Below are 18,372 nucleotides of genomic sequence, written 5' to 3'. Positions count from 1 at the left end.
CGCGTCCGCCCGGAGAGGTTGCAGCCGCGCGGCGCGCGGCGGGAGGCCGTCACCCGACTAACGCCCGGGGGCGGCCGGTGCGGCCTGGGATGGGGTGGCTGCGCCGACCGGCAGGGCCTTGAAGGCGGTGTCGAGGAGCGTGCGCGCGGCCTGCTCGGCCTCGGCGCGCGCCTTGAGCGTGGCGCCGAAATCGCCCGCCTGATCCCGCGTCTCGGCCGGGAGCGCCGCGAAGGCCGCCTCCGCCGCCGTCAGGTCGCCGCGGTCGAGGGCCGCCTGGACCTTGCCCTCCGGATCGTTCGAGGCCTCCGGAGCGGGCGCGTCGGCCTTGCGCACCTGCACGAGGCCGTCGGCCATGCTGAGGAGCTTGGAGCGGAAGTCACCGGTCTCGGCTGCGGTCTTGGCCCGCTGGGCCTGCCGCCGGGCCGCGATGCGCCCGGCGATCGGCCGGAAGGTGTCGGCGAGATCGGACGCAGAGGGGGCACCGCCCTCGGCGAAGGGCGCGAGGGCCTTGGCCTGCGCCTCGGTCCCGGGATCGAGCTTGCGCAGGGTTGCCAGCGGCTCGGCATAGGCCGTGCCGGAATCGAGGGCGGCCGCGACGCGGTCGGCCACGACGATCCGGAGCGCCGCCTGGACGGTGGTGGCCTCGGCGCGCTGCGACACGCTCTTGTCCAGGGCGGCGATCTGATCGGCCTGCGCCTTCAGTTGCCGGTCCACCGCCTTCGCGGCCTCCGCGGCCTGGGTCTGCCCGGCCTCGGCGGCGGTGCGGCTCGCCTGGGTCGCGGCCTGGACGGCCTCGGTGGCCGCCTTCACCCGGGCGTCGAGGGCCTGCTGCAGCCCATCGAGCCGCTGCCCCAGCGCCGCGTCGGCCTCGGCATTCGCCTTGGTCTTCTGCTCCATTTCGCTCTGCAGGGTGGCGACCTTCTGGGCGGCGTCCTCGGCCGCACCCTTGTTGGCACCGGCCTCCTCCACCGCCTTCAGCCGCGCCTGGAGATCGGCGATCTGCTTGGCGTTGTCGGACTTGCCGCTGTCCTGGACGGCGCCGAGCTTCGAATCGGCCGGCTGGTCGCGGCCCGGCTCCTGGCCGGGCTCCTCCTGGAGCGCGGCCACCCGCTGGTCGAGGCTGTCGAGGCGGGCGATCAGGTCCGCCGGGACGGCCTGCGACGGGCCGGTCGTCTGACCCTCCGTCGGCGCCGCCGCCGGCGCGGCGCCGGCCTTGTCCAGCGCCTGCTTGGCGCTCGTTTCCGTGGCGGCGAGGCGCTTGTCCAGGGCCGCCAGCGCGTCGCGCGGGGCAAGCCCGTCGACGCGCTTGTCGAGGGACGCGACCTGACTGGACAGCCGCTGGTCCAGGGCGTTCAGGCGCGGATCGGGACCGATCCCGGCCTTCTCGGCGCCGAACAGCAGGCCCGCACCGATGAGGCCGCCGAGAAGCCCGGCAGCCGCGATCGAGCCGAACCCGGCGCCGCCGCGGCCGGACGGTGACGCCGCGCCACGTGCGGGGTCGGCCGCGGTCGCCGTCGGGGTCGGACCCTTCGGCGGCTCCCGGCCGTCCTTTCCGGCCTCCTTGACCGGCTCCCTGCCGGCGGCCGGTGCATCGGGGATGCGCTTGGCCTTCAGATCGATGATCGGACCGGCCGTGACCGCGCCGGCAGCCGCCGCCCCCGCGGCACCCGTGGCGGGTCCGGCCGGGCGGGCGCCGGTCTGGGTGCCCGAGCCCGGCTGTCCGGGCTTGGTCGGATCGGGCGTGCCGGGCGCGACCTTCGCTCCGGGCGCCCCCGAGGCGGCCGCGGAGGCCGTCGACGCGGTGGAGGCCCCTGACTTGGCAGCGTCGGACGTTCCGGACTGGCCCATCTTCGGCGGCTCAGCCTTGGAAGGCTCAGCCTTGGACGGCTCGATCTTGGACGGCTCGGCCTTCAGGCCATCGGGCTTGGCTGTCGACGGTTGGGCGACAGGGCCTGTCGAAGGCTTCGGGCTCTCGGTCCCGGAACCGGGCTTGGCCGCGTCGGCCGTCGTGCCAGGCTTGGCGGACACCACGGGCTCGGTCGCCGGCTTGGGCGGCATCCCGGTGACCGATCCCTGCGGCGCCTTCGCGGCCTCGCCCAGGCCCGGTGCAACCGGCTTCGCGCCACCCGTGGCGGACGCCGAGGATGCGGAGGTCGACGCGGTGGACGCCGACGCCGTGGCCGACCGGGGCTGGCCCGCGGACGGGATCGGCTGCCCGGGCCTGCCGGGAACGGCGTCCGGCTTCCGGCCGCCGGATCCGGGCTTGTCGGCGTCGCTGGGTGGTGGCGTCACGGGCAAGTCCTCCAACGTTTTCGGCGTCGCCGCGCCCCCCTAGCACCGCGGCGGCGCCGGGCGCGAGGGCGAGATACGGCGGCCCGGCCTCCCTGTCACCGCATCGGCTGGCCCGGCGGCGGTGCGAGGGCGTCGAGCAGGTCCGTTTCGCGCGGACGCGCCGCGACGAAATGGACCGGAACGCCGGCCGCTTCCAGGGGTGCCGCGACATCCGGCGATAGGCAGTAATGCCTCAGGCGGCGGAAAGCTCCGCCGTGCCCCGATCCTTCCGCGAGGGCGAGGGCGATGGCGGCGCTGCGCCGAGAGTAGTGGAGGGCGGCGTCGAGGCGTCCGGCGGCGAGTTCACCGCCGACGCTCTCCGGGAGGTGCCGCAGCGCCTCGGCCCGATAGGCCACGAAAGTGGTGACCCCGAATCCGGCCGCCGTCAGCGCCGCCGCCGGTTCCGGCTTGCGCTCGGCCCCGGTCGCGTGGAGCAGGGATTGGCCCGGCGGCAGCGCGTCCGCCACCAGGGCGGCGAGGCCGGAGGCAGCGCCCGGCCCCTCCCGCACGGGACCGAGGCCGGCCTCCCGCGCCAGGGCGGCCGTCCGCGCGCCGACCGCGAAGACCGGCAGGCCGCGTAGGGCGGATACACCCCGGAGCGCCGGCACCGCGTTGGCGCTGGTGAGGAGCAGCGCGGCGAAGGGTCCCACGGGCGGCGCCACGCCGCTCGGCTGCACCACGAGCACCGGCGCCACGAGCGGCGCATGACCCTGGGCCAGGAGGGCCGCTCCGGTCCGCGTCGCGCCGGGCTCGGGGCGGGCCACCCAGACGCGCATCGCTCAGCCTTCGAGCGTCAACCGGACGCCGTGATTCGCCTCGGCCCCCGGAGCGAGCAGACGCTGGGCATCGCGCTCGGCCAGGGGACCGGAAAAATCCGCCCAGTCGGCGTAGCCGGTCCAGCATTCGAGCGACAGGAACGGCGCCGTGGGCTTGGTCCAGACCGCGAGATGGGGGAAATCCTCCATCTCCATGTGGATCGCCCGTTCCGGGCCGGTGAAACGCATCCACCGGCTGCGCGCGTTCCGGAACACGAAGGCCTCGGTGAAGATCGCCGGATCGAGGGGCAGCGTGTCGCCGGCGAGAGGGATCGGCTGCTCCGCCCGCAGCAGGAGGCCGCCGGGGCCGACCTGGGGGGCGAACGGCCGCTCGGCGTGCTCGAACGCCACCGCGTAGCCGCCATCCCGGGCGCGGACGCCCCCCGCGAAGGGCCAGGGGAAGGCCGGGTGGAACCCGAGGGCGTAGGGCAGCGGGACGTCGCCGGGGTTGGCGACCCTGACGTCGAGATCGAGGCCCGCCGGGCGGACCCGGGCGGTCACGTCGAGCCGGAACGCGAACGGGTAATGCGCCCGCGTCTCAGGCCCGTCGGTCAGGCGCAGGGTCACCGCGTCGGCGCTCTGGGTCACCACCGTGAAGGGCAGGTCCCGGGCGAAGCCGTGCTGGGCCATCGGGTAGCGCTCGGACCCGACCTTCACGTGCCCGCCGGCCGAGGCGCCGACCACCGGGAAGAGCCAGGGGGCATGGCGGTTCCAGTGCGCCGGGTCGCCACTCCAGAGATACTCGGTGCCCCCGACCCGCCAGGACACCGGCTCTGCCCCGTGGGTCGCGAGCGTCGCCGTTGTGCCGTCCGCGGCGGTCAGTTCGATGCGCTCGGTCACGGTGATCTCCCGGTCTGTCTCGGAGGGCCGAGGTAACGGAGGCGGCGTCGGGCGCAAGGGGTGGGCCTCGGGAGCGTTCACGCCGCCGTGCCGAGCCCGGGGAGGACCGTCTCGGGCGGACCGGAGGTGACGAGCCGCCCCGCCTCCAGCACGTGGACTGCGTCCGCGCCCTCAAGGGTCGACAGGCGGTGGGCGATCAGGATCAGCGTCCGCCGGCCCGACAGGGCGCGCAGCGCCCGCATCACCGCGGCCTGCGTCTCGTCGTCGAGGGCCGAGGTCGCCTCGTCGAACACGATGACGTCGGGGTCGTGATAGAGTGCACGGGCGATGCCGAGGCGCTGGCGCTGGCCACCCGACAGCCGCGCCCCGCGTTCCCCGACCCGCTCCCCGTAGCCGTGCGGCAGCGCCGTGACGAAGTCGTGGGCGCCGGCGAGCCGCGCTGCCCGCTCGACGGCGGCGAGGTCCGGCCCGTCGAGGCCGAGCGCGATGTTCTCCGCCACCGTGCCGTCCACCAGGAACACCTCCTGCGGGACGTAGCCGATCCGGTTCTGCCAAGCGGGCAGGGTGGCGGTGTCGAGGGGCCGACCGTCCACGGTGATCCGGCCCGTCCCCGGGTTGAGGACGCCCAGGATGAGGCCGGCGAGGGTCGACTTGCCGGAGCCGGTCCGGCCGGCGAAGCCGGTCGTGGTGTTGACCGGGATCGTCAGATCGATGCCCGTCAGCGCCGGCCGCTCGGTGCCGTAGTCGAAGCCGACTCCCTCGAGCCGGATCGCCCGGGCGAAGGGCAGGCGCTCCGCGGTGCGGGGCAGGGGCGCCCGCTCGCCGGCGAGTTCGTCGACGATCACCCGGACCGCCGGCAGGGTGAAGCGCATCAGCGCCACCGAGGTGAAGATGTTCTGGAAGGCCGGGAGCATCCGGTAGCCCGCGAAAGCGAAAAGGCCGAGCAGCGGCAGGATACCGGCGACGTCGAGTCCCTGGGCCAGGGCGAACAGCACCACCACGATCACCCCGCCGAAGGCCAGGGCCTCGATCACGAAGCGCGGCATCTGGCCGGTGAGCTGGCTCGCCGCCGTGGCGAGGGCGTAGGCGCGGGCCGGGGCATCGAACCGGGACGCGAACGCCTCCGCGCGGCCGTAGAGCTTCAGCTCGGTGAGCGCCCCGAAGGTCTCGTGCACGATCCGGAACCGCGCCTCGTTGTCGGCCACGGTGCGGCTGCCGAGCCGGGCGAGCCGGGCGCGCATGACGAGGTAGATCCCGACATAGAGCCCGCCGAAGCCGCCGCCCAGGATCAGCGCGAGCTGCGGCGCGTAGGCCAGCAGGAAGGCGATCACCGCGAGCGCGGAACTCGCCCGCGAGGCGAGCACCGTGGCGGGCGTGAGCGCGCCGATCACCAGACGGTCGGTCTCGGAGAGCACGTTCTTGGCGAGTTCGGCGCTGTTGCTCCGCGTGAAGAACAGCCGCTCCCGGTCGAGGTAGCGGAACAGCAGCCGCCGGCTGAGGCTGTAGCCGGCCAGATGGGTGAACCGGAGCTGCGCGTAGGTCAGACCGGCATTGACCAGGGCGGTGACCAGGATCGCCGCGAGGGCCGCGCCGCCGGTCACCAGCAGGAAGCCGCGCTCGTCGGTCAGGCCGAGGACGGCCCGGGCCTGGGCGAGGTAAGGGATCCGGGTCGCCGCCGACGGATCCCCGACCAGCGTCAGGAACGGGATCACCGAGGCGACGCCCACCACCTCCAGCAAGGCCGCCACCGCGAGACCGAGGGCGATCAGGCCGAGGCGTCGCCGGTCGGGCGCCCGCAGGGCGCGGACGAGGTCGATCAGCGCGCGCATGGCGTCGACGGGTTCGGCGGGGCGGCTGGCATGACCGGGCCGGGCTTAAGCGCACCGTCCCGGCCTGTCCACGCCGGGCTCAGCCGAGCTTCTTCAGGGAGCCGAGGTCCACGTCGCCGTTCTGGCTGGAGAAGGTCAGCGACGTCCCGGCCCCATCCGCCTGCGCGACGCCGCCGATCCGGTGATCGCCGCTGTCGTAGGTGGAGACCTGCCCGTCGCGCTCGATCAGCAGCCGGTGCTGGTCCGGGAAGAAGGCGTACTTCATGCCGTTCTGCGCGCCGCTGGTCGAGGGATCCCCGAGGTCCTTCGGCCACCAGGGCTCCACGCCCTTCATCGGCGTCATGGGCTTCATGGGTTCCATCGGCTTCATCGGTTCCATGGGCTTCATCGGTTCCACGAAGCGTCCTCCTGCCTGGTGCGTGACAGGAGGACGCGGCAGGGCGGGAAGGGTTGCACGACATCCCGCGCCGGCATCGGGTCACAGCGCCGGGCGCCCGGGCGTCGGCCGCTCGCGCACCTGCCCGTCGAAGCCGACATGGAGCTGGCGTTCGCGCCCCTCCCGGTCCCTGGCGGCGACCTCCCAGTGCCGCGGGCCGCGGCCGGTGATGCGCACGTCGCTGTAGCCGGCCGCCTGCACGGAGGCCGCCAGGGCGGCCGGATCGGGCTTCGGCCCGAAACCGAGCCGATCCTTGGCCCAGTCGAGGCTGCCCGTCGGCGGCGCGCCGGCCGGCCCCAGGAGGATCGTCCGCCCGTCCCCGTGGGTCAGGACCCGGGCATGCAGGAAGCCCGTCTCGAACCGGCCCTGGACCGTCACGGTCTCGCCCCTGGCGACGAGGCCGCCGCCCTCGCCTTCGCGGCCGGTCTCGACCAGGGCCCGGCCGGTCCCATCCTGAACTACGAACTTGTTGCCGAAGATCTCGGCGACCTCGCCCTTGACGGCGGTCGCCCCGGACGGGGCCAGCGACTGGATCGCCACCGGCGCCACGGGGGTCGGCTGGAACGCCGTGCCTTGTGCCAGGGACAGGCCCACGGCGCCGAGCATCAGGGGCGCCGCCACCGCGCCCACCACCCAGGTCCGGCGGGGGATCGCGGTCCGCCGCGGGCCGGAAGGGCCGGCGGCTGGCCCGCGGATCTCCTGAGCCGTGCGGTCGATGGTCTTGTCGTCGGTCATGATGTGTCACCTTTGAAGAGTCCGGACCCGTTCGATCCGTGGCCCCTTCGTAAGGACGGGCGGCCAATCCGGCCTGAACCGCCCGGTTCAGATCCGGTTAAATCGGCAGCGCCAGAGCGCATTCCGTGGAACTCTTGCGGATTCAAGGGCTTGGCTCGGGACTCTCATGCCGTTCGACCGATCGGGATCGCCGTGGCCAAGGGGACGGGTGACTTGAGGACACGGCCCTAACACCCGGCCCGGACTGCGTTTCGGCCCGAGACGGGATCGTTCCGCCGGACCCGAGGCTGGAGCAGGGAGAGCGGACGGGTGAAGATCCTGCTGGTGGAGGACGACGCGGCGCTGGCCGCCGAGGTGGCCAAGGTCCTGCGCGCGGAGAATTTCGTGCTGGACCACGCCGCCACCGGCGAGGACGCCCAGCATCTCGGCGAGACGGAGGGCTACGACGCCGTCGTCCTCGACCTCGGCCTGCCGAAGGGCGACGGCGTCTCGGTGCTGCGGGCTTGGCGGGCGGCGGGGCGGACGCTGCCGGTGCTGGTGCTCACCGCACGGGATGGCTGGAGCGACAAGGTCGCGGCCTTCAAGGCGGGCGCGGACGACTACCTCGTCAAGCCGGTCCGGGTGGAGGAGCTGGTGATCCGGCTGCGCGCCCTGGTGCGCCGGTCGCAGGGCGGCGGCGCCAGCCGGATCGCCTGCGGTCCGCTGAGCTTCGACCCGGGGCTCGGCGCCTTCGAGCACGACGGGCTGCCGCTCAAGCTCACCGGGCTCGAATGGCGGGTCCTGTCCTGCCTGATGCTCAACCGCGAGACCGTGGTGCCGCGCCCGCACCTGATCGAGCGGGTCTACGAGGGCGACGCGGACGTGGATTCGAATTCCGTGGAGGTGATCATCACGCGGCTGCGCAGGAAGATCGCCCCGGCGCGGATCGAGAGCGTGCGCGGCCACGGCTACCGGCTGCACGCGGATCCCGCCTGATGGCCGGGGGGACGCCGCGGCGCTCGCTCCGCACCCGCCTGCTCGTCGCCGCCCTGGCCCTGGTTCTGGCCGCCCTGGTGGTGGCGGGCCTCGCCATCGGGCTGATCCTGCACCGGTTCGTGCGCGGTCAGCTCGACGGGCGCCTCGACTCGCAGATCGTCGCGCTCAGGGCCGGGCTCGAGGCCGGGATCCTGCCTCAGGACCTCGATGCGCCGCCCTATGATCGGCCCGGCCCCGGCTGGGCCTGGATGATACGCCGCGGACCCGAGACGATCCGCTCCGGTTCGTTGCGCGGCGGTGACATCCGCCTGTCGGATCCGGGGCCGGCGGACGATCCGGACCGCCCGCACCCGGCCTCGGCAACCGGTCCGCGGGGCGAGCCCCTCGTCGCCCGGGTGCTCACGGTGCCGGGACCGCAGCCCGCGACGATCCTGGTGGCGGCGCCGGAGGGGGAATTGCGCGGGCCGCTGCGCGAGGCGCTGACGAGCCTCGCCCTGGCCCTCGGCATCCTCGGCCTGTGCCTGCTCGCCGGATTGGCATTCCAGGTGCGCCTCGGCCTCGCGCCGCTGACGCGCCTGGGCACCGACCTCGCGGCGGTCCGGGCCGGCCGGCGCGAGCGGGTGCCGGCGGACCAGCCAGCCGAGATCGCGCCGGTGGTGGCCGAACTCAACGCGCTCCTCGACCAGAACGCCCAGAACCTGGAACGCGCCCGCGGCCACGTCGCCAACCTCGCCCACGCCCTCAAGACGCCGCTCGCGACCCTGTCGATGGCGCTGGCCGAACCGACCCGCGACCCGGACGGGACGCTGCGGCGGCAGGTGGACGACATGGACCGCCGGGTGCGCCACCACCTGCGCCGGGCGCGGGCCGCCGCGCTGGCGGGCTCGGCGCGGGGCCGCACGCCGCTGGCACCGCGCGTCGCGGACCTTCGCGAGGCGCTCGCGCGCCTCTACGCCGACAAGGGGGTGGCGGTTGCCGTCGCCGTTCCGGACGACCTGTCGGTGGCGTGCGAGGGCCAGGATCTCGACGAGATGCTGGGCAACCTCGTGGACAATGCCTGCCGCTGGTGCCGGACCCGTGTGCAGGTCTCGGCGGCCGCCGGGAACGGCATCGTCCGGATCCGGGTGGAGGATGACGGGCCAGGTCTCGACGGCGCGGCCGCCGAGGCCGTGATGGCGCGGGGCCGGCGCCTCGACGAGGGCGTGCCGGGCCACGGCTTCGGGCTGCCGATCACCCTGGAACTCGCCGAACTCTACGGCGGCGGCCTGACGCTGGGGCGCTCGGAACTCGGCGGCCTGAGAGCGGACCTCGCCCTGCCGGCCTGAGCCGGTCCATCGCCAGTCAGCCCAGCGCCTCCCGCAGGATCGGTCGGATGCGCGGATCGGCGCAATGGGCGACGTTGAAGCGCATGTAGCCGTTCCACGCCTCCGACAGGCTGAACGACGTCCCCGGCGCCAGCACCATGCCGCGGGCGAGCGCCCGGCGGGCGACCTCGGCCCCGTCGCGCCCGTCCGGCAGGCGCATCCACAGGAAGAAGCCGCCCCGGGGCTGCGACCAGGGCTCCAGCCCGCAGGCCCGCAACTCCGCCGAGGCCTGCACCATCGCGCCGGCGAGCCGCCGCTTGGTCTCCGCGAGGTGCCGCCGGTAGGCCCCCTCGGTGATCAGCGTGTGCACCAGCGCCGCGGTGACGTGGCCGTTGCCGAGGCTGAGCGCCAGCTTGAGATCGACCAACGGCTCCACCCAGTCGGCCCGGAGCGCGATCCAGCCGCAGCGCGCAGCGGCCGAGAGCGTCTTGGAGAAGCTGCCGATCTGGATCACCCGCTCCAGCCCGTCGAAGCCCGCGAGCCGCGGGGCCGCCTCGGGCTCGAGGTCGCCGAAGATCTCGTCCTCCACGATGAGCGTGTCGTGGGCCTCGCACAGCTTCAGCAGGCGGTGCGCCACGGTCGGCGCGAGGCTCGCCCCCGTCGGGTTCTGGAGGGCCGCGTTGGTCAGATAGAAGCGCGGCCGATGCTGTTCCAGCAGGGTGGCGAGGGCGCGCAGATCCGGCCCCTCAGGGGTCATCGGCACGCCGACCACCGCGACGCGCTGGGCGCGCAGCAGCGCCAGGAAGTTGAAGTAGCAGGGATCGTCCACCAGCACGGTGTCGCCGGGCTGGAGCAGGAAGCGGCAGACGAGGTCCAGCGCCTGCGTAGCCGATTCGACGAGGACGATCTGGTCGGGCTCGGCGCCCACGCCCTTCTCGGCGATCTTGCGGGCGATCTGGTGGCGCAGGGGCTCGTAGCCCAGCGGCCGGTCGTAGTTGGTCATCTCGGCGAGGCCGGCCCGGGCCACGCGGCGCAGGCCCCGCCGGATCGCCTCGTGGGGCATCCAGGAATCCGGCAGCCAGCCGGCGCCGGGCTTGAGCTGGTCGGACCCGGCCTGCTGCGCCTGCCGGGTGATCCAGAGGGGATCGACGATCCGGTCGAGCCGCGGCCCCATCGCCTGGAGCGAGAGCGGCCGCGTCTTGCCGGCGACGTAGAAGCCCGAGCCCGGCCGGGCCACCACGGCTCCCTCGGCCGCGAGCCGCTCGTAGGCCTCCACCACGGTGGATTTCGACACGCCCATCGCGTCCGCGAAGGCCCGCACCGACGGGATCCGAACGCCGGGCACCAGCCGCCGCGCCGCGATCCGCTCCCGGATCTCGCCGACCACGGCCTCGACGCGAGTCCCGGAACTCCTGATTGCGACCGCCATCCGTACTGCTCGCTCGTCCGGACAATTCTTCCGAACCGTACCGAAGTGTTCCTGTCATCGCCAGCCCTGCACAGACAAGATCGCTTGCCCCAGAGCGATGGAGGAGGGGATCCATGAACCAGTGCATGACCGAGACAGCGGATGCCGAAGTCCGCACGCCGTGGATCGCCCGGGCGGCCGCGCGCGTCATCGCGTTCGGCGCCGAGTTGCGGGCCGGCCTGTCGCGTGCGGCGATGAACCGGCGCGTGCTCCAGCGCCTGTCGACCCTTTCGGACCGGGAGCTGAAGGATATCGGTCTGACGCCCCAGGACGTGGCGGATGCCCGCGTGCCGGGCACCGGCGACGCGATCCACCTGCTCGTCGGCCGGCGCGACGAGCGCCGCCAGGCCCGGGCCGCCACGCGGTGGTGGTGAGGCGACCGCGTGCAGCGTAGGATGCACCCATGACGCTGCGCGACGGGCTCGCCGCAATCCTGGTGGTCACGATCCTCGGGCTTGCCTTCGTGGCCATCAAGGTCGGCCTGGAGACGGTGCCGCCGTTGATGCTGTGCGCCCTGCGCTTCGGCTTCGCGGCCCTGCCGGCGGCGCTGGTGATCCGACCGCCCCGGGCTCCCGTCGCCCTGGTGGCGGGGTTCGGCCTCGCCCTCGGGGTCGGCCAGTTCGGGCTGCTCATGACGGCGATCCGCCTGGGCATGCCGGCCGGGCTGTCGTCGCTGCTGATCCAGGTCCAGGTGCCCTTCACGGTGGCGCTCGCCTGGGCGTTGCAGAGGGAGCGCCCGCGGGGCCTCCAGGTGCTGGGGGGCGCGATCGCGCTCCTCGGCGTTGCCGCGGTGGCGCTCGGGCGGGGTGGCAGCGCCCCGCTCGGCCCGCTGCTCCTGGTTGTCGGCGCCGCCCTGGCCTGGGCCAGCGCGAACGTCATCGTGAAGCGGATCGGCCGGGTCGACAGGCTGGCGCTGATGGTCTGGGGCAGTCTCGCCACCACGCCGCCCCTGCTGATCCTGTCGCTGATCCTCGAGGGACCGGGCGCCCTGACGGCCCTGGCGCATCCGAGCTGGGGCGCGATCGGATCGGTCGCCTTCCAGGCCTATCCGACGACGCTCCTCGCCTTCGGCCTCTGGAACGGGCTCCTGACCCGCTACCCGGCGGCCGCCGTGACGCCCTTCGCCCTGCTGGTGCCCGTGGCCGGAATCCTGAGCACGCATCTCGTCCTGGGTGAGCCGCTGAGCGCCGACATCCTAATGGGCGGCGGACTGATCCTGGCCGGCATCGCCCTCAGCCTGCGCGGCACCCGGAAGGCCGCGGTCCCCGCGCTGGAGCCTGAAGCCGAGGCGCCGAAGGCGGCCTGATCATCAGGCGCGGACCCGCAAGTCTCGATCTCGCGAGTCTCGATTCCGCGAGCCTCGTTCCGGCTCGACCTCTGCCGGCCGGAGCGCACGGGTTCTCGTCGGCTCGGACAGCCTGACGAAGAGTCTACGATTAAATGCTGGGGGAACGTGGCGCGGGCGACGGGGCTCGAACCCGCGACCTCCGGCGTGACAGGCCGGCACTCTAACCAACTGAGCTACGCCCGCACGGCGTGGTCGCTTCGAAGGGGGCGTTACGCCCGGCGACGGGGCGGGGTTTATGGGGCGCTACCCGACCTGTCAAGCGCATCCGGCGCGGATTCGCATGCGCCCCGCGGCACGGGTTCGAGTCGGGACCTGTGCGCTTGCGTCGTGTTGCAGTCCGGCCGCGCAAGCCCATTTCGGTCATGACAGACCGGACGGCTGACACCGCCCTTTGTGCGACGCGACAAGCCATTGTCACGGGCGGGCGGCTCGACTAAGCCTCCGGCCGCGCGCATCCTGGCATAAGAACAATTCCACGGGCGAATCCGGGTCGGCGTCGCACCGCGGTTTCTTTCGTCTCGCGAGGCCCTGGCATGACCGGATTGTTGGCGGATTACCTGCCGCTCATCGTGTTCATCGGCGTGGCGCTGTTCATCGCCACGGCGCTGCTGGTGGTGCCGTTCCTGGTTGCCTTCAAGAGCCCCGACCCCGAGAAGCTCTCGGCCTACGAATGCGGCTTCAACGCCTTCGACGACGCCCGCATGAAGTTCGACGTCCGCTTCTACCTCGTCGCCATCCTGTTCATCATCTTCGACCTCGAGGTCGCGTTCCTCTTCCCCTGGGCGATCACCTTCGGGGATCTGGGCTGGTTCGGCTTCTGGTCGATGATGGTCTTCCTAGGCGTGCTGACCGTCGGCTTCGTCTACGAGTGGCGCAAGGGCGCCCTCGAATGGGATTGATGTCCCGCCGCACGCCGCCCGCACCGAATTCCTGAGTCGCCGATGGCCCTGATCACCGACACGAACCGCGCCCTGTCCCGCGCCCCCGCGATCGCGCCCCAGCCGAAGGGGATCATCGATCCCAACACCGGCCGCCCGATCGGCGCGGACGATCCGACCTTCCTGTCGATCAGCGACGAGCTGGCCGACCGGGGCTTCCTGCTCACGACCACGGACGAGCTGATCAACTGGGCTCGCACGGGCTCGCTGATGTGGATGACCTTCGGCCTCGCGTGCTGCGCGGTCGAGATGATGCAGATGTCGATGCCGCGCTACGATTGCGAGCGGTTCGGCTTCGCCCCCCGCGGCTCGCCCCGCCAGTCCGACGTGATGATCGTCGCCGGCACCCTCACCAACAAGATGGCCCCGGCGCTCCGCAAGGTCTACGACCAGATGCCGGAGCCCCGCTACGTCATCTCGATGGGCTCCTGCGCCAACGGCGGCGGCTACTACCACTACTCCTACTCGGTGGTGCGCGGCTGCGACCGGGTCGTGCCGGTGGACATCTACGTGCCGGGCTGCCCGCCCACCGCCGAGGCGCTGCTCTACGGCGTGCTGCTGCTGCAGAAGAAGATCCGCCGGACCGGCACGATCGAGCGCTGAGGAGCGGCCATGACGAACGGCATCTCGATCCTTCCGCACACCCAGCCGGAATACGGTGCGGGCGCATTGCCGGCGCTGGCCGAGCGGGTCGCCGGCGCCCTGGGACCGGCGGTGGTGTCGCACGCCATCGCGTACGGCGAGCTGACCCTGGTGGTGCAGGCCTCCGACATCGTCTACGCGCTCACCTACCTGCGCGACGATCCGGCCTGCGCGTTCCGCAACTTCATCGACCTATGCGGCGTCGATTACCCGCAGCGCGAAAAGCGCTTCGACGTGGTCTACCACCTGCTCTCCCTGCGCCATAACCTGCGCATCCGGGTGAAGGTGCAGACCGACGAGGTGACGCCGGTCCCCTCGGTGATCGAGGTCTTCCCGGCGGCCAACTGGTACGAGCGCGAGACCTACGACCTCTACGGGATCCTGTTCTCGGGCCATCCCGACCTGCGCCGCCTGCTCACCGATTACGGCTTCGAGGGGCACCCCCTGCGCAAGGACTTCCCGCTGACCGGCTTCGTCGAGGTCCGCTACGACCAGGACGAGGCGCGGGTGGTCTACGAGCCGGTGCAGCTGACGCAGGAATTCCGGAACTTCGACTTCTTGTCGCCGTGGGAAGGCACCGACTACGTGCTGCCCGGCGACGAGAAGACGTCGGCATGAGCCGCGGAGACCGTCCGTGACCGAACACAACATCCGCAACTTCGCGATCAACTTCGGCCCGCAGCACCCGGCGGCGCACGGCGTGCTCCGCCTCGTGCTGGAACTCGACGGCGAGGTGGTCGAGCGCGTCGACCCGCATATCGGGCTGCTGCACCGCGGCACCGAGAAGCTGATCGAGCACAAGACCTACCTGCAGGCGACGCCCTACTTCGACCGGCTCGACTACGTGTCGCCGATGAACCAGGAGCACGCCTTCTGCCTGGCGATCGAGAAGCTCGCCGGCATCGCGGTGCCGCGGCGCGCGCAGCTGATCCGCGTGCTGTTCTGCGAGATCGGCCGCCTGCTGTCTCACCTGCTCAACGTCACCACGCAGGCGATGGATGTCGGCGCCCTCACGCCCCCGCTCTGGGGCTTCGAGGAGCGCGAGAAGCTGATGATCTTCTACGAGCGGGCCTCGGGCGCGCGGCTCCACGCCAACTACTTCCGGCCGGGCGGCGTCCACCAGGACCTGCCGCCGAAGCTGATCGACGACATCGACGCGTTCTGCGACCCGTTCCTGCAGGTCGTCCAGGATCTCGACGACCTCGTGATGGCCAACCGCATCTTCAAGCAGCGCAACGTCGATATCGGCATCGTCTCGGTGGACGAGGCGATGGCATGGGGCTTCTCCGGCGTGATGGTCCGCGGCTCGGGCATCCCGTGGGATCTGCGCAAGGCGCAGCCCTACGAATGCTACGAGGAGATGGAATTCGACATCCCCGTGGGTAAGAACGGCGATACCTACGACCGGCAGGTGATCCGCATGGAGGAGATGCGGGAATCGGCCAAGATCATGAAGCAGTGCTGCGCCAAGCTGCGCGAACCCGCCGGCCAGGGGCCGATCGCCTCCGTCGACGGCAAGTTCGCGCCGCCGCCGCGCCACGAGATGAAGCGCTCGATGGAGGCGCTCATCCACCACTTCAAGCTCTACACCGAGGGCTTCCACGTGCCCGAGGGCGAGGTCTACGCCGCCGTGGAAGCGCCGAAGGGCGAGTTCGGCGTGTATCTGGTCTCGGACGGGACCAACAAGCCGTACCGCTGCAAGATCCGCGCGCCGGGCTTCGCGCATCTGCAGGCGATGGACTGGATGTGCCGCGGGCACCTTCTCGCCGACGTGTCCTGCGTGCTCGGCACGCTCGACATCGTGTTCGGCGAAGTGGATCGGTAAGACAGACGCGATGGCAAACCGCAGACTCGCCCCCGCCTCGGAGCAGCCCGAGAGCTTCGCGTTCTCGCCTGAGAACGCCGAGTGGGCGAAGACCCAGATCGCCAAGTATCCCGAGGGCCGTCAGGCTTCCGCGGTGATCCCGCTGCTGTGGAAGGCGCAGGAGCAGAACGGCGGCTGGCTGCCGCGCGCCGCCATCGAGGCGGTGGCGGCCGAACTCGGCATGCCCAACATCCGCGTGCTGGAGGTCGCCACCTTCTACACGATGTTCGCCCTGGAGCCGGTGGGTCGCTTCTGGATCCAGGTCTGCGGCACGGTGCCGTGCGATTCCTGCGGCGCGCACGGCCTGAAGGAGATGCTCCAGGCCCGGCTCGGACCGGCCGGCCACGTCTCGCCGGACGGCAACTTCTCCTGGCTCGAGGTCGAGTGCCTCGGCGCCTGCTGCAACGCCCCGATGGTGCAGATCAACCAGGATTACTACGAGGACCTGACGCCCGAGTCCTTGGGCACGCTGATGGACGACCTCGCCGCCGGCCGACCCGTGAAGATCGGATCGCAGACCGGACGCGTCTCGTCCGAGCCGCTGGGCGGCGCCGACACGCTGACGGATCCGACCCTGTTCGACGGCTCGCGGGTCGGCGCCTGGCGCAAGCGCTTCGAGGAGGCCGGCAAGGCCGAGGAGCCGGCTGCCGGTCCGGTCTCCAAGACCGGCGAGGCGGCCTCCGCCACGCAGCAGGCCGCCGAGACTCCCAAGCCGGCCCGGCCCGATGCCGGCCGTCCGGTGGAGCGGACCGTGAGCGACGCCCCGGCCCAGCGCGCGGCCAACGGCGAGGCACCGGTCAAGCCCGAGGATCAGGCCGACGCGGCCGAACGCGGCCGCTCGACCGCCAAGCACGGGGCCGCCCGCCCGGGGGACGCGGACGTGCTCGACTCGCCGGCCAAGCGCGTCGCCGAGGGCGAGCCCGCCGCCGGGGATCAGGGACATCAGGATGTCCCGGACCGTGACGCGGTCCCGCAGCAGCCCGAGGCGTCGGGCGCCAGCGAGGGGGAAGTCGCCGCCGAGGCCGAGGAGGCCCGCGTCGCCGGCGCGCTCGCGGCCCTTCCGAAGGATGCCACACCCGAGCAGAAGGCCGATGCGGTCGGCCGGCGCCCGCCGGGGCTCGACGCCGCCCGCGCCGCGACGCCGGACGACCTGACGCGGATCAAGGGCATCGGCCCGGGCAACCGCCAGCGGCTGAACGGGCTCGGCATCTACCATTTCGATCAGATCGCCGCCTGGACCCGCGACGAAATCGCCTGGGTCGGCACCTACCTCGCGTTCCCGGGTCGCATCGACCGGGAGGACTGGGTGGGGCAGGCCAAGGCCCTGTCGGCGCCGGCTCAGTGAGGACCTGACATGCTGTCGGATCAGGATCGCATCTTCACCAACCTTTACGGGCTGCAATCCCCGGGCCTGGACGCCGCCAAGAAGCGCGGCGCCTGGGACGGGACCAAGTTCCTGCTGGAGCAGGGCCGCGACTGGATCATCGAGGAGATGAAGGCCTCGGGCCTGCGCGGCCGCGGCGGCGCGGGCTTCCCGACCGGCCTCAAGTGGTCGTTCATGCCCAAGAAGTCGGACGGGCGCCCGCATTACCTCGTGGTCAACGCCGACGAGTCGGAGCCGGGCACCTGCAAGGACCGGGAGATCATGCGGCATGATCCGCATCTCCTGATCGAGGGCTGCATGCTGGCCTGCTTCGCGATGAACGCGCATGCCTGCTACGTCTACATCCGCGGCGAGTACGTGGCCGAGAAGCACGCGCTCCAGAAGGCGGTGGACGAGGCCTATGCGGCCCGCCTCGTCGGACAGTCGAACGTGCACGACTACCCGTTCGACATCTACGTCCACCACGGCGCCGGCGCGTATATCTGCGGCGAGGAGACGGCCCTCATCGAGAGCCTGGAGGGCAAGAAGGGGATGCCGCGGCTCAAGCCGCCATTCCCGGCCAATATGGGCCTCTACGGCTGTCCGACGACGGTGAACAACGTCGAGTCGATCGCGGTGGCCGGCACGATCCTGCGCCGGGGCGGCGCGTGGTTCGCGGGGCTCGGCGGCAAGAACAACACCGGCACCAAGCTCTTCTGCGTCTCCGGGCACGTCAACAAGCCGTGCAACGTCGAGGAAGAGATGGGCATCACCTTCCGCGAGCTCATCGACCGCCATTGCGGCGGCATGCGCGGCGGCTGGGACAACCTCCTGTGCTCGATCCCGGGCGGCTCCTCGGTGCCGCTGGTGCCGGCCGAGCAGATCGTCGACGCCAAGATGGACTTCGACACCCTGCGCAACCTGGGCTCCGGCCTCGGCACGGCAGCGGTGATCGTCCTCGACAGGTCCACCGACATCGTCGCGGCGATCACCCGGATCTCGTACTTCTACAAGCACGAGTCCTGCGGCCAGTGCACGCCCTGCCGCGAGGGCACCGGCTGGATGTGGCGGGTGATGCAGCGCATGACCGAGGGCCGCGCCCAGAAGCGCGAGATCGACATGCTGTTCGAGGTCACCAAGCAGATCGAGGGCCACACGATCTGCGCGCTGGGCGACGCCGCCGCGTGGCCGATCCAGGGCCTGATCCGGCACTTCCGCCCGGAGATCGAGAAGCGCATCGACCGCTACACCGCCAACCCGCACAGCGAGCCTGTGCCGATGGCCGCGGAGTAGGGGCACGATGCCGGTGTCCAGCCCACAGCCTCATCCTGAAATGCCCGCGTCAGCGGACCTCGACGGAGGCCTCCGGAGATCGCGAGGCGGGCCGGACATCTCCTTCGAGGCTCGGCCGCGCCGCGCACCTCGGGATGAGGGCGCGGGTGAGATCCGGCTTCACGCGTTTGGGCCAGTTTACGAGACGATCC

The 18,372-nt window shown here is 72.1% G+C and carries 18 protein-coding genes and 1 tRNA gene; 11 read left to right on the top strand and 8 right to left on the bottom strand.

The window, feature by feature from the left end; genetic code table 11:
* Positions 1 to 57: 57 nt before the first annotated feature.
* Positions 58 to 2,028 (bottom strand): translation initiation factor 2, encoded by a 1,971-nt coding sequence (locus ACXJKQ_RS13965; protein ID WP_457106329.1) that lies wholly within the window; start codon positions 2,026 to 2,028, stop codon positions 58 to 60.
* Here ACXJKQ_RS13965 and ACXJKQ_RS13960 point away from each other — a divergent pair.
* Complete coding sequence (locus ACXJKQ_RS13960; RefSeq protein ID WP_457106328.1) at positions 2,018 to 2,335, top strand: hypothetical protein; 318 nt, start codon at positions 2,018 to 2,020, stop codon at positions 2,333 to 2,335. The two genes, ACXJKQ_RS13965 and ACXJKQ_RS13960, sit on opposite strands and share 11 nt — an antisense overlap.
* Positions 2,336 to 2,387: 52 nt before the next feature.
* Here ACXJKQ_RS13960 and ACXJKQ_RS13955 read toward each other — a convergent pair whose 3' ends face one another.
* The 5 genes from ACXJKQ_RS13955 to ACXJKQ_RS13935 all read right to left on the bottom strand — a co-directional run bounded on the left by ACXJKQ_RS13955 (position 2,388) and on the right by ACXJKQ_RS13935 (position 6,986).
* A complete protein-coding gene (locus ACXJKQ_RS13955) occupies positions 2,388 to 3,107 on the bottom strand; it encodes a uroporphyrinogen-III synthase (protein WP_457106327.1) in 720 nt (239 codons plus the stop codon).
* A 3-nt stretch (positions 3,108 to 3,110) separates the two neighbouring features.
* Positions 3,111 to 3,986, bottom strand: a complete 876-nt coding sequence (locus ACXJKQ_RS13950; RefSeq protein ID WP_457106326.1) for an aldose 1-epimerase family protein — start codon at positions 3,984 to 3,986, stop codon at positions 3,111 to 3,113.
* 77 nt (positions 3,987 to 4,063) lie between these two features.
* Positions 4,064 to 5,815, bottom strand: a complete 1,752-nt coding sequence (locus ACXJKQ_RS13945) for an ABC transporter ATP-binding protein (protein WP_457106325.1) — start codon at positions 5,813 to 5,815, stop codon at positions 4,064 to 4,066.
* Positions 5,816 to 5,894: 79 nt separating this feature from the next.
* Positions 5,895 to 6,203 (bottom strand): hypothetical protein, encoded by a 309-nt coding sequence (locus ACXJKQ_RS13940; protein WP_457106337.1) that lies wholly within the window; start codon positions 6,201 to 6,203, stop codon positions 5,895 to 5,897.
* Between the two features lie 90 nt (positions 6,204 to 6,293).
* On the bottom strand, positions 6,294 to 6,986 hold the full coding sequence (locus ACXJKQ_RS13935) for a DNA-binding protein (protein WP_457106324.1): 693 nt from the start codon (positions 6,984 to 6,986) through the stop codon (positions 6,294 to 6,296).
* 309 nt (positions 6,987 to 7,295) lie between these two features.
* On the opposite strand from ACXJKQ_RS13935, the gene ACXJKQ_RS13930 reads away from it, so the two are divergent.
* Both ACXJKQ_RS13930 and ACXJKQ_RS13925 read left to right on the top strand, forming a co-directional pair.
* Positions 7,296 to 7,961: a response regulator transcription factor gene (locus ACXJKQ_RS13930; RefSeq protein ID WP_457106323.1), complete on the top strand. Its 666-nt coding sequence runs from the start codon at positions 7,296 to 7,298 to the stop codon at positions 7,959 to 7,961.
* On the top strand, positions 7,961 to 9,286 hold the full coding sequence (locus ACXJKQ_RS13925; protein WP_457106322.1) for a sensor histidine kinase: 1,326 nt from the start codon (positions 7,961 to 7,963) through the stop codon (positions 9,284 to 9,286). Before ACXJKQ_RS13930 ends, ACXJKQ_RS13925 begins: the two co-directional genes overlap by 1 nt.
* A gap of 16 nt (positions 9,287 to 9,302) precedes the next feature.
* Here ACXJKQ_RS13925 and ACXJKQ_RS13920 read toward each other — a convergent pair whose 3' ends face one another.
* The gene (locus ACXJKQ_RS13920) at positions 9,303 to 10,694 is read right to left on the bottom strand and encodes an aminotransferase-like domain-containing protein (protein WP_457106321.1); all 1,392 of its coding nucleotides are present in this window, start codon (positions 10,692 to 10,694) and stop codon (positions 9,303 to 9,305) included.
* 125 nt (positions 10,695 to 10,819) lie between these two features.
* Here ACXJKQ_RS13920 and ACXJKQ_RS13915 point away from each other — a divergent pair, with 125 nt between their 5' ends.
* Together ACXJKQ_RS13915 and ACXJKQ_RS13910 are read left to right on the top strand one after the other, a co-directional pair.
* Positions 10,820 to 11,107: a DUF1127 domain-containing protein gene (locus ACXJKQ_RS13915; protein ID WP_457106320.1), complete on the top strand. Its 288-nt coding sequence runs from the start codon at positions 10,820 to 10,822 to the stop codon at positions 11,105 to 11,107.
* Positions 11,108 to 11,136: 29 nt separating this feature from the next.
* On the top strand, positions 11,137 to 12,039 hold the full coding sequence (locus tag ACXJKQ_RS13910; RefSeq protein ID WP_457106319.1) for an EamA family transporter: 903 nt from the start codon (positions 11,137 to 11,139) through the stop codon (positions 12,037 to 12,039).
* Between the two features lie 148 nt (positions 12,040 to 12,187).
* On the opposite strand, the gene ACXJKQ_RS13905 is transcribed toward ACXJKQ_RS13910, so the two are convergent.
* Positions 12,188 to 12,264 (bottom strand) — tRNA-Asp (locus ACXJKQ_RS13905).
* Between the two features lie 350 nt (positions 12,265 to 12,614).
* On the opposite strand from ACXJKQ_RS13905, the gene ACXJKQ_RS13900 reads away from it, so the two are divergent.
* From ACXJKQ_RS13900 to nuoF, 6 genes are read left to right on the top strand one after another with little or no spacing between them, the layout of a single operon-like run.
* Positions 12,615 to 12,980 carry an NADH-quinone oxidoreductase subunit A gene (locus ACXJKQ_RS13900; RefSeq protein WP_210034424.1) on the top strand — a complete coding sequence of 122 codons (366 nt, stop codon included), beginning with the start codon at positions 12,615 to 12,617 and terminating at the stop codon, positions 12,978 to 12,980.
* Positions 12,981 to 13,022: 42 nt separating this feature from the next.
* On the top strand, positions 13,023 to 13,622 hold the full coding sequence (locus ACXJKQ_RS13895) for a NuoB/complex I 20 kDa subunit family protein (protein ID WP_043353985.1): 600 nt from the start codon (positions 13,023 to 13,025) through the stop codon (positions 13,620 to 13,622).
* Positions 13,623 to 13,631: 9 nt separating this feature from the next.
* The gene (locus tag ACXJKQ_RS13890; RefSeq protein ID WP_457106318.1) at positions 13,632 to 14,279 is read left to right on the top strand and encodes an NADH-quinone oxidoreductase subunit C; all 648 of its coding nucleotides are present in this window, start codon (positions 13,632 to 13,634) and stop codon (positions 14,277 to 14,279) included.
* A gap of 16 nt (positions 14,280 to 14,295) precedes the next feature.
* Complete coding sequence (locus tag ACXJKQ_RS13885; RefSeq protein WP_457106317.1) at positions 14,296 to 15,486, top strand: NADH-quinone oxidoreductase subunit D; 1,191 nt, start codon at positions 14,296 to 14,298, stop codon at positions 15,484 to 15,486.
* Positions 15,487 to 15,496: 10 nt separating this feature from the next.
* Positions 15,497 to 16,870: an NADH-quinone oxidoreductase subunit NuoE gene (gene nuoE / locus ACXJKQ_RS13880; RefSeq protein WP_457106316.1), complete on the top strand. Its 1,374-nt coding sequence runs from the start codon at positions 15,497 to 15,499 to the stop codon at positions 16,868 to 16,870.
* Positions 16,871 to 16,879: 9 nt separating this feature from the next.
* Positions 16,880 to 18,181: an NADH-quinone oxidoreductase subunit NuoF gene (gene nuoF / locus ACXJKQ_RS13875; RefSeq protein WP_238284701.1), complete on the top strand. Its 1,302-nt coding sequence runs from the start codon at positions 16,880 to 16,882 to the stop codon at positions 18,179 to 18,181.
* Positions 18,182 to 18,372: the final 191 nt, after the last annotated feature.

This window comes from Methylobacterium sp. P5_C11, from assembly GCF_054049775.1.
Note: the sequence above shows the minus strand (reverse complement) of the source record. Positions and strands in the feature narration are given on the sequence as shown.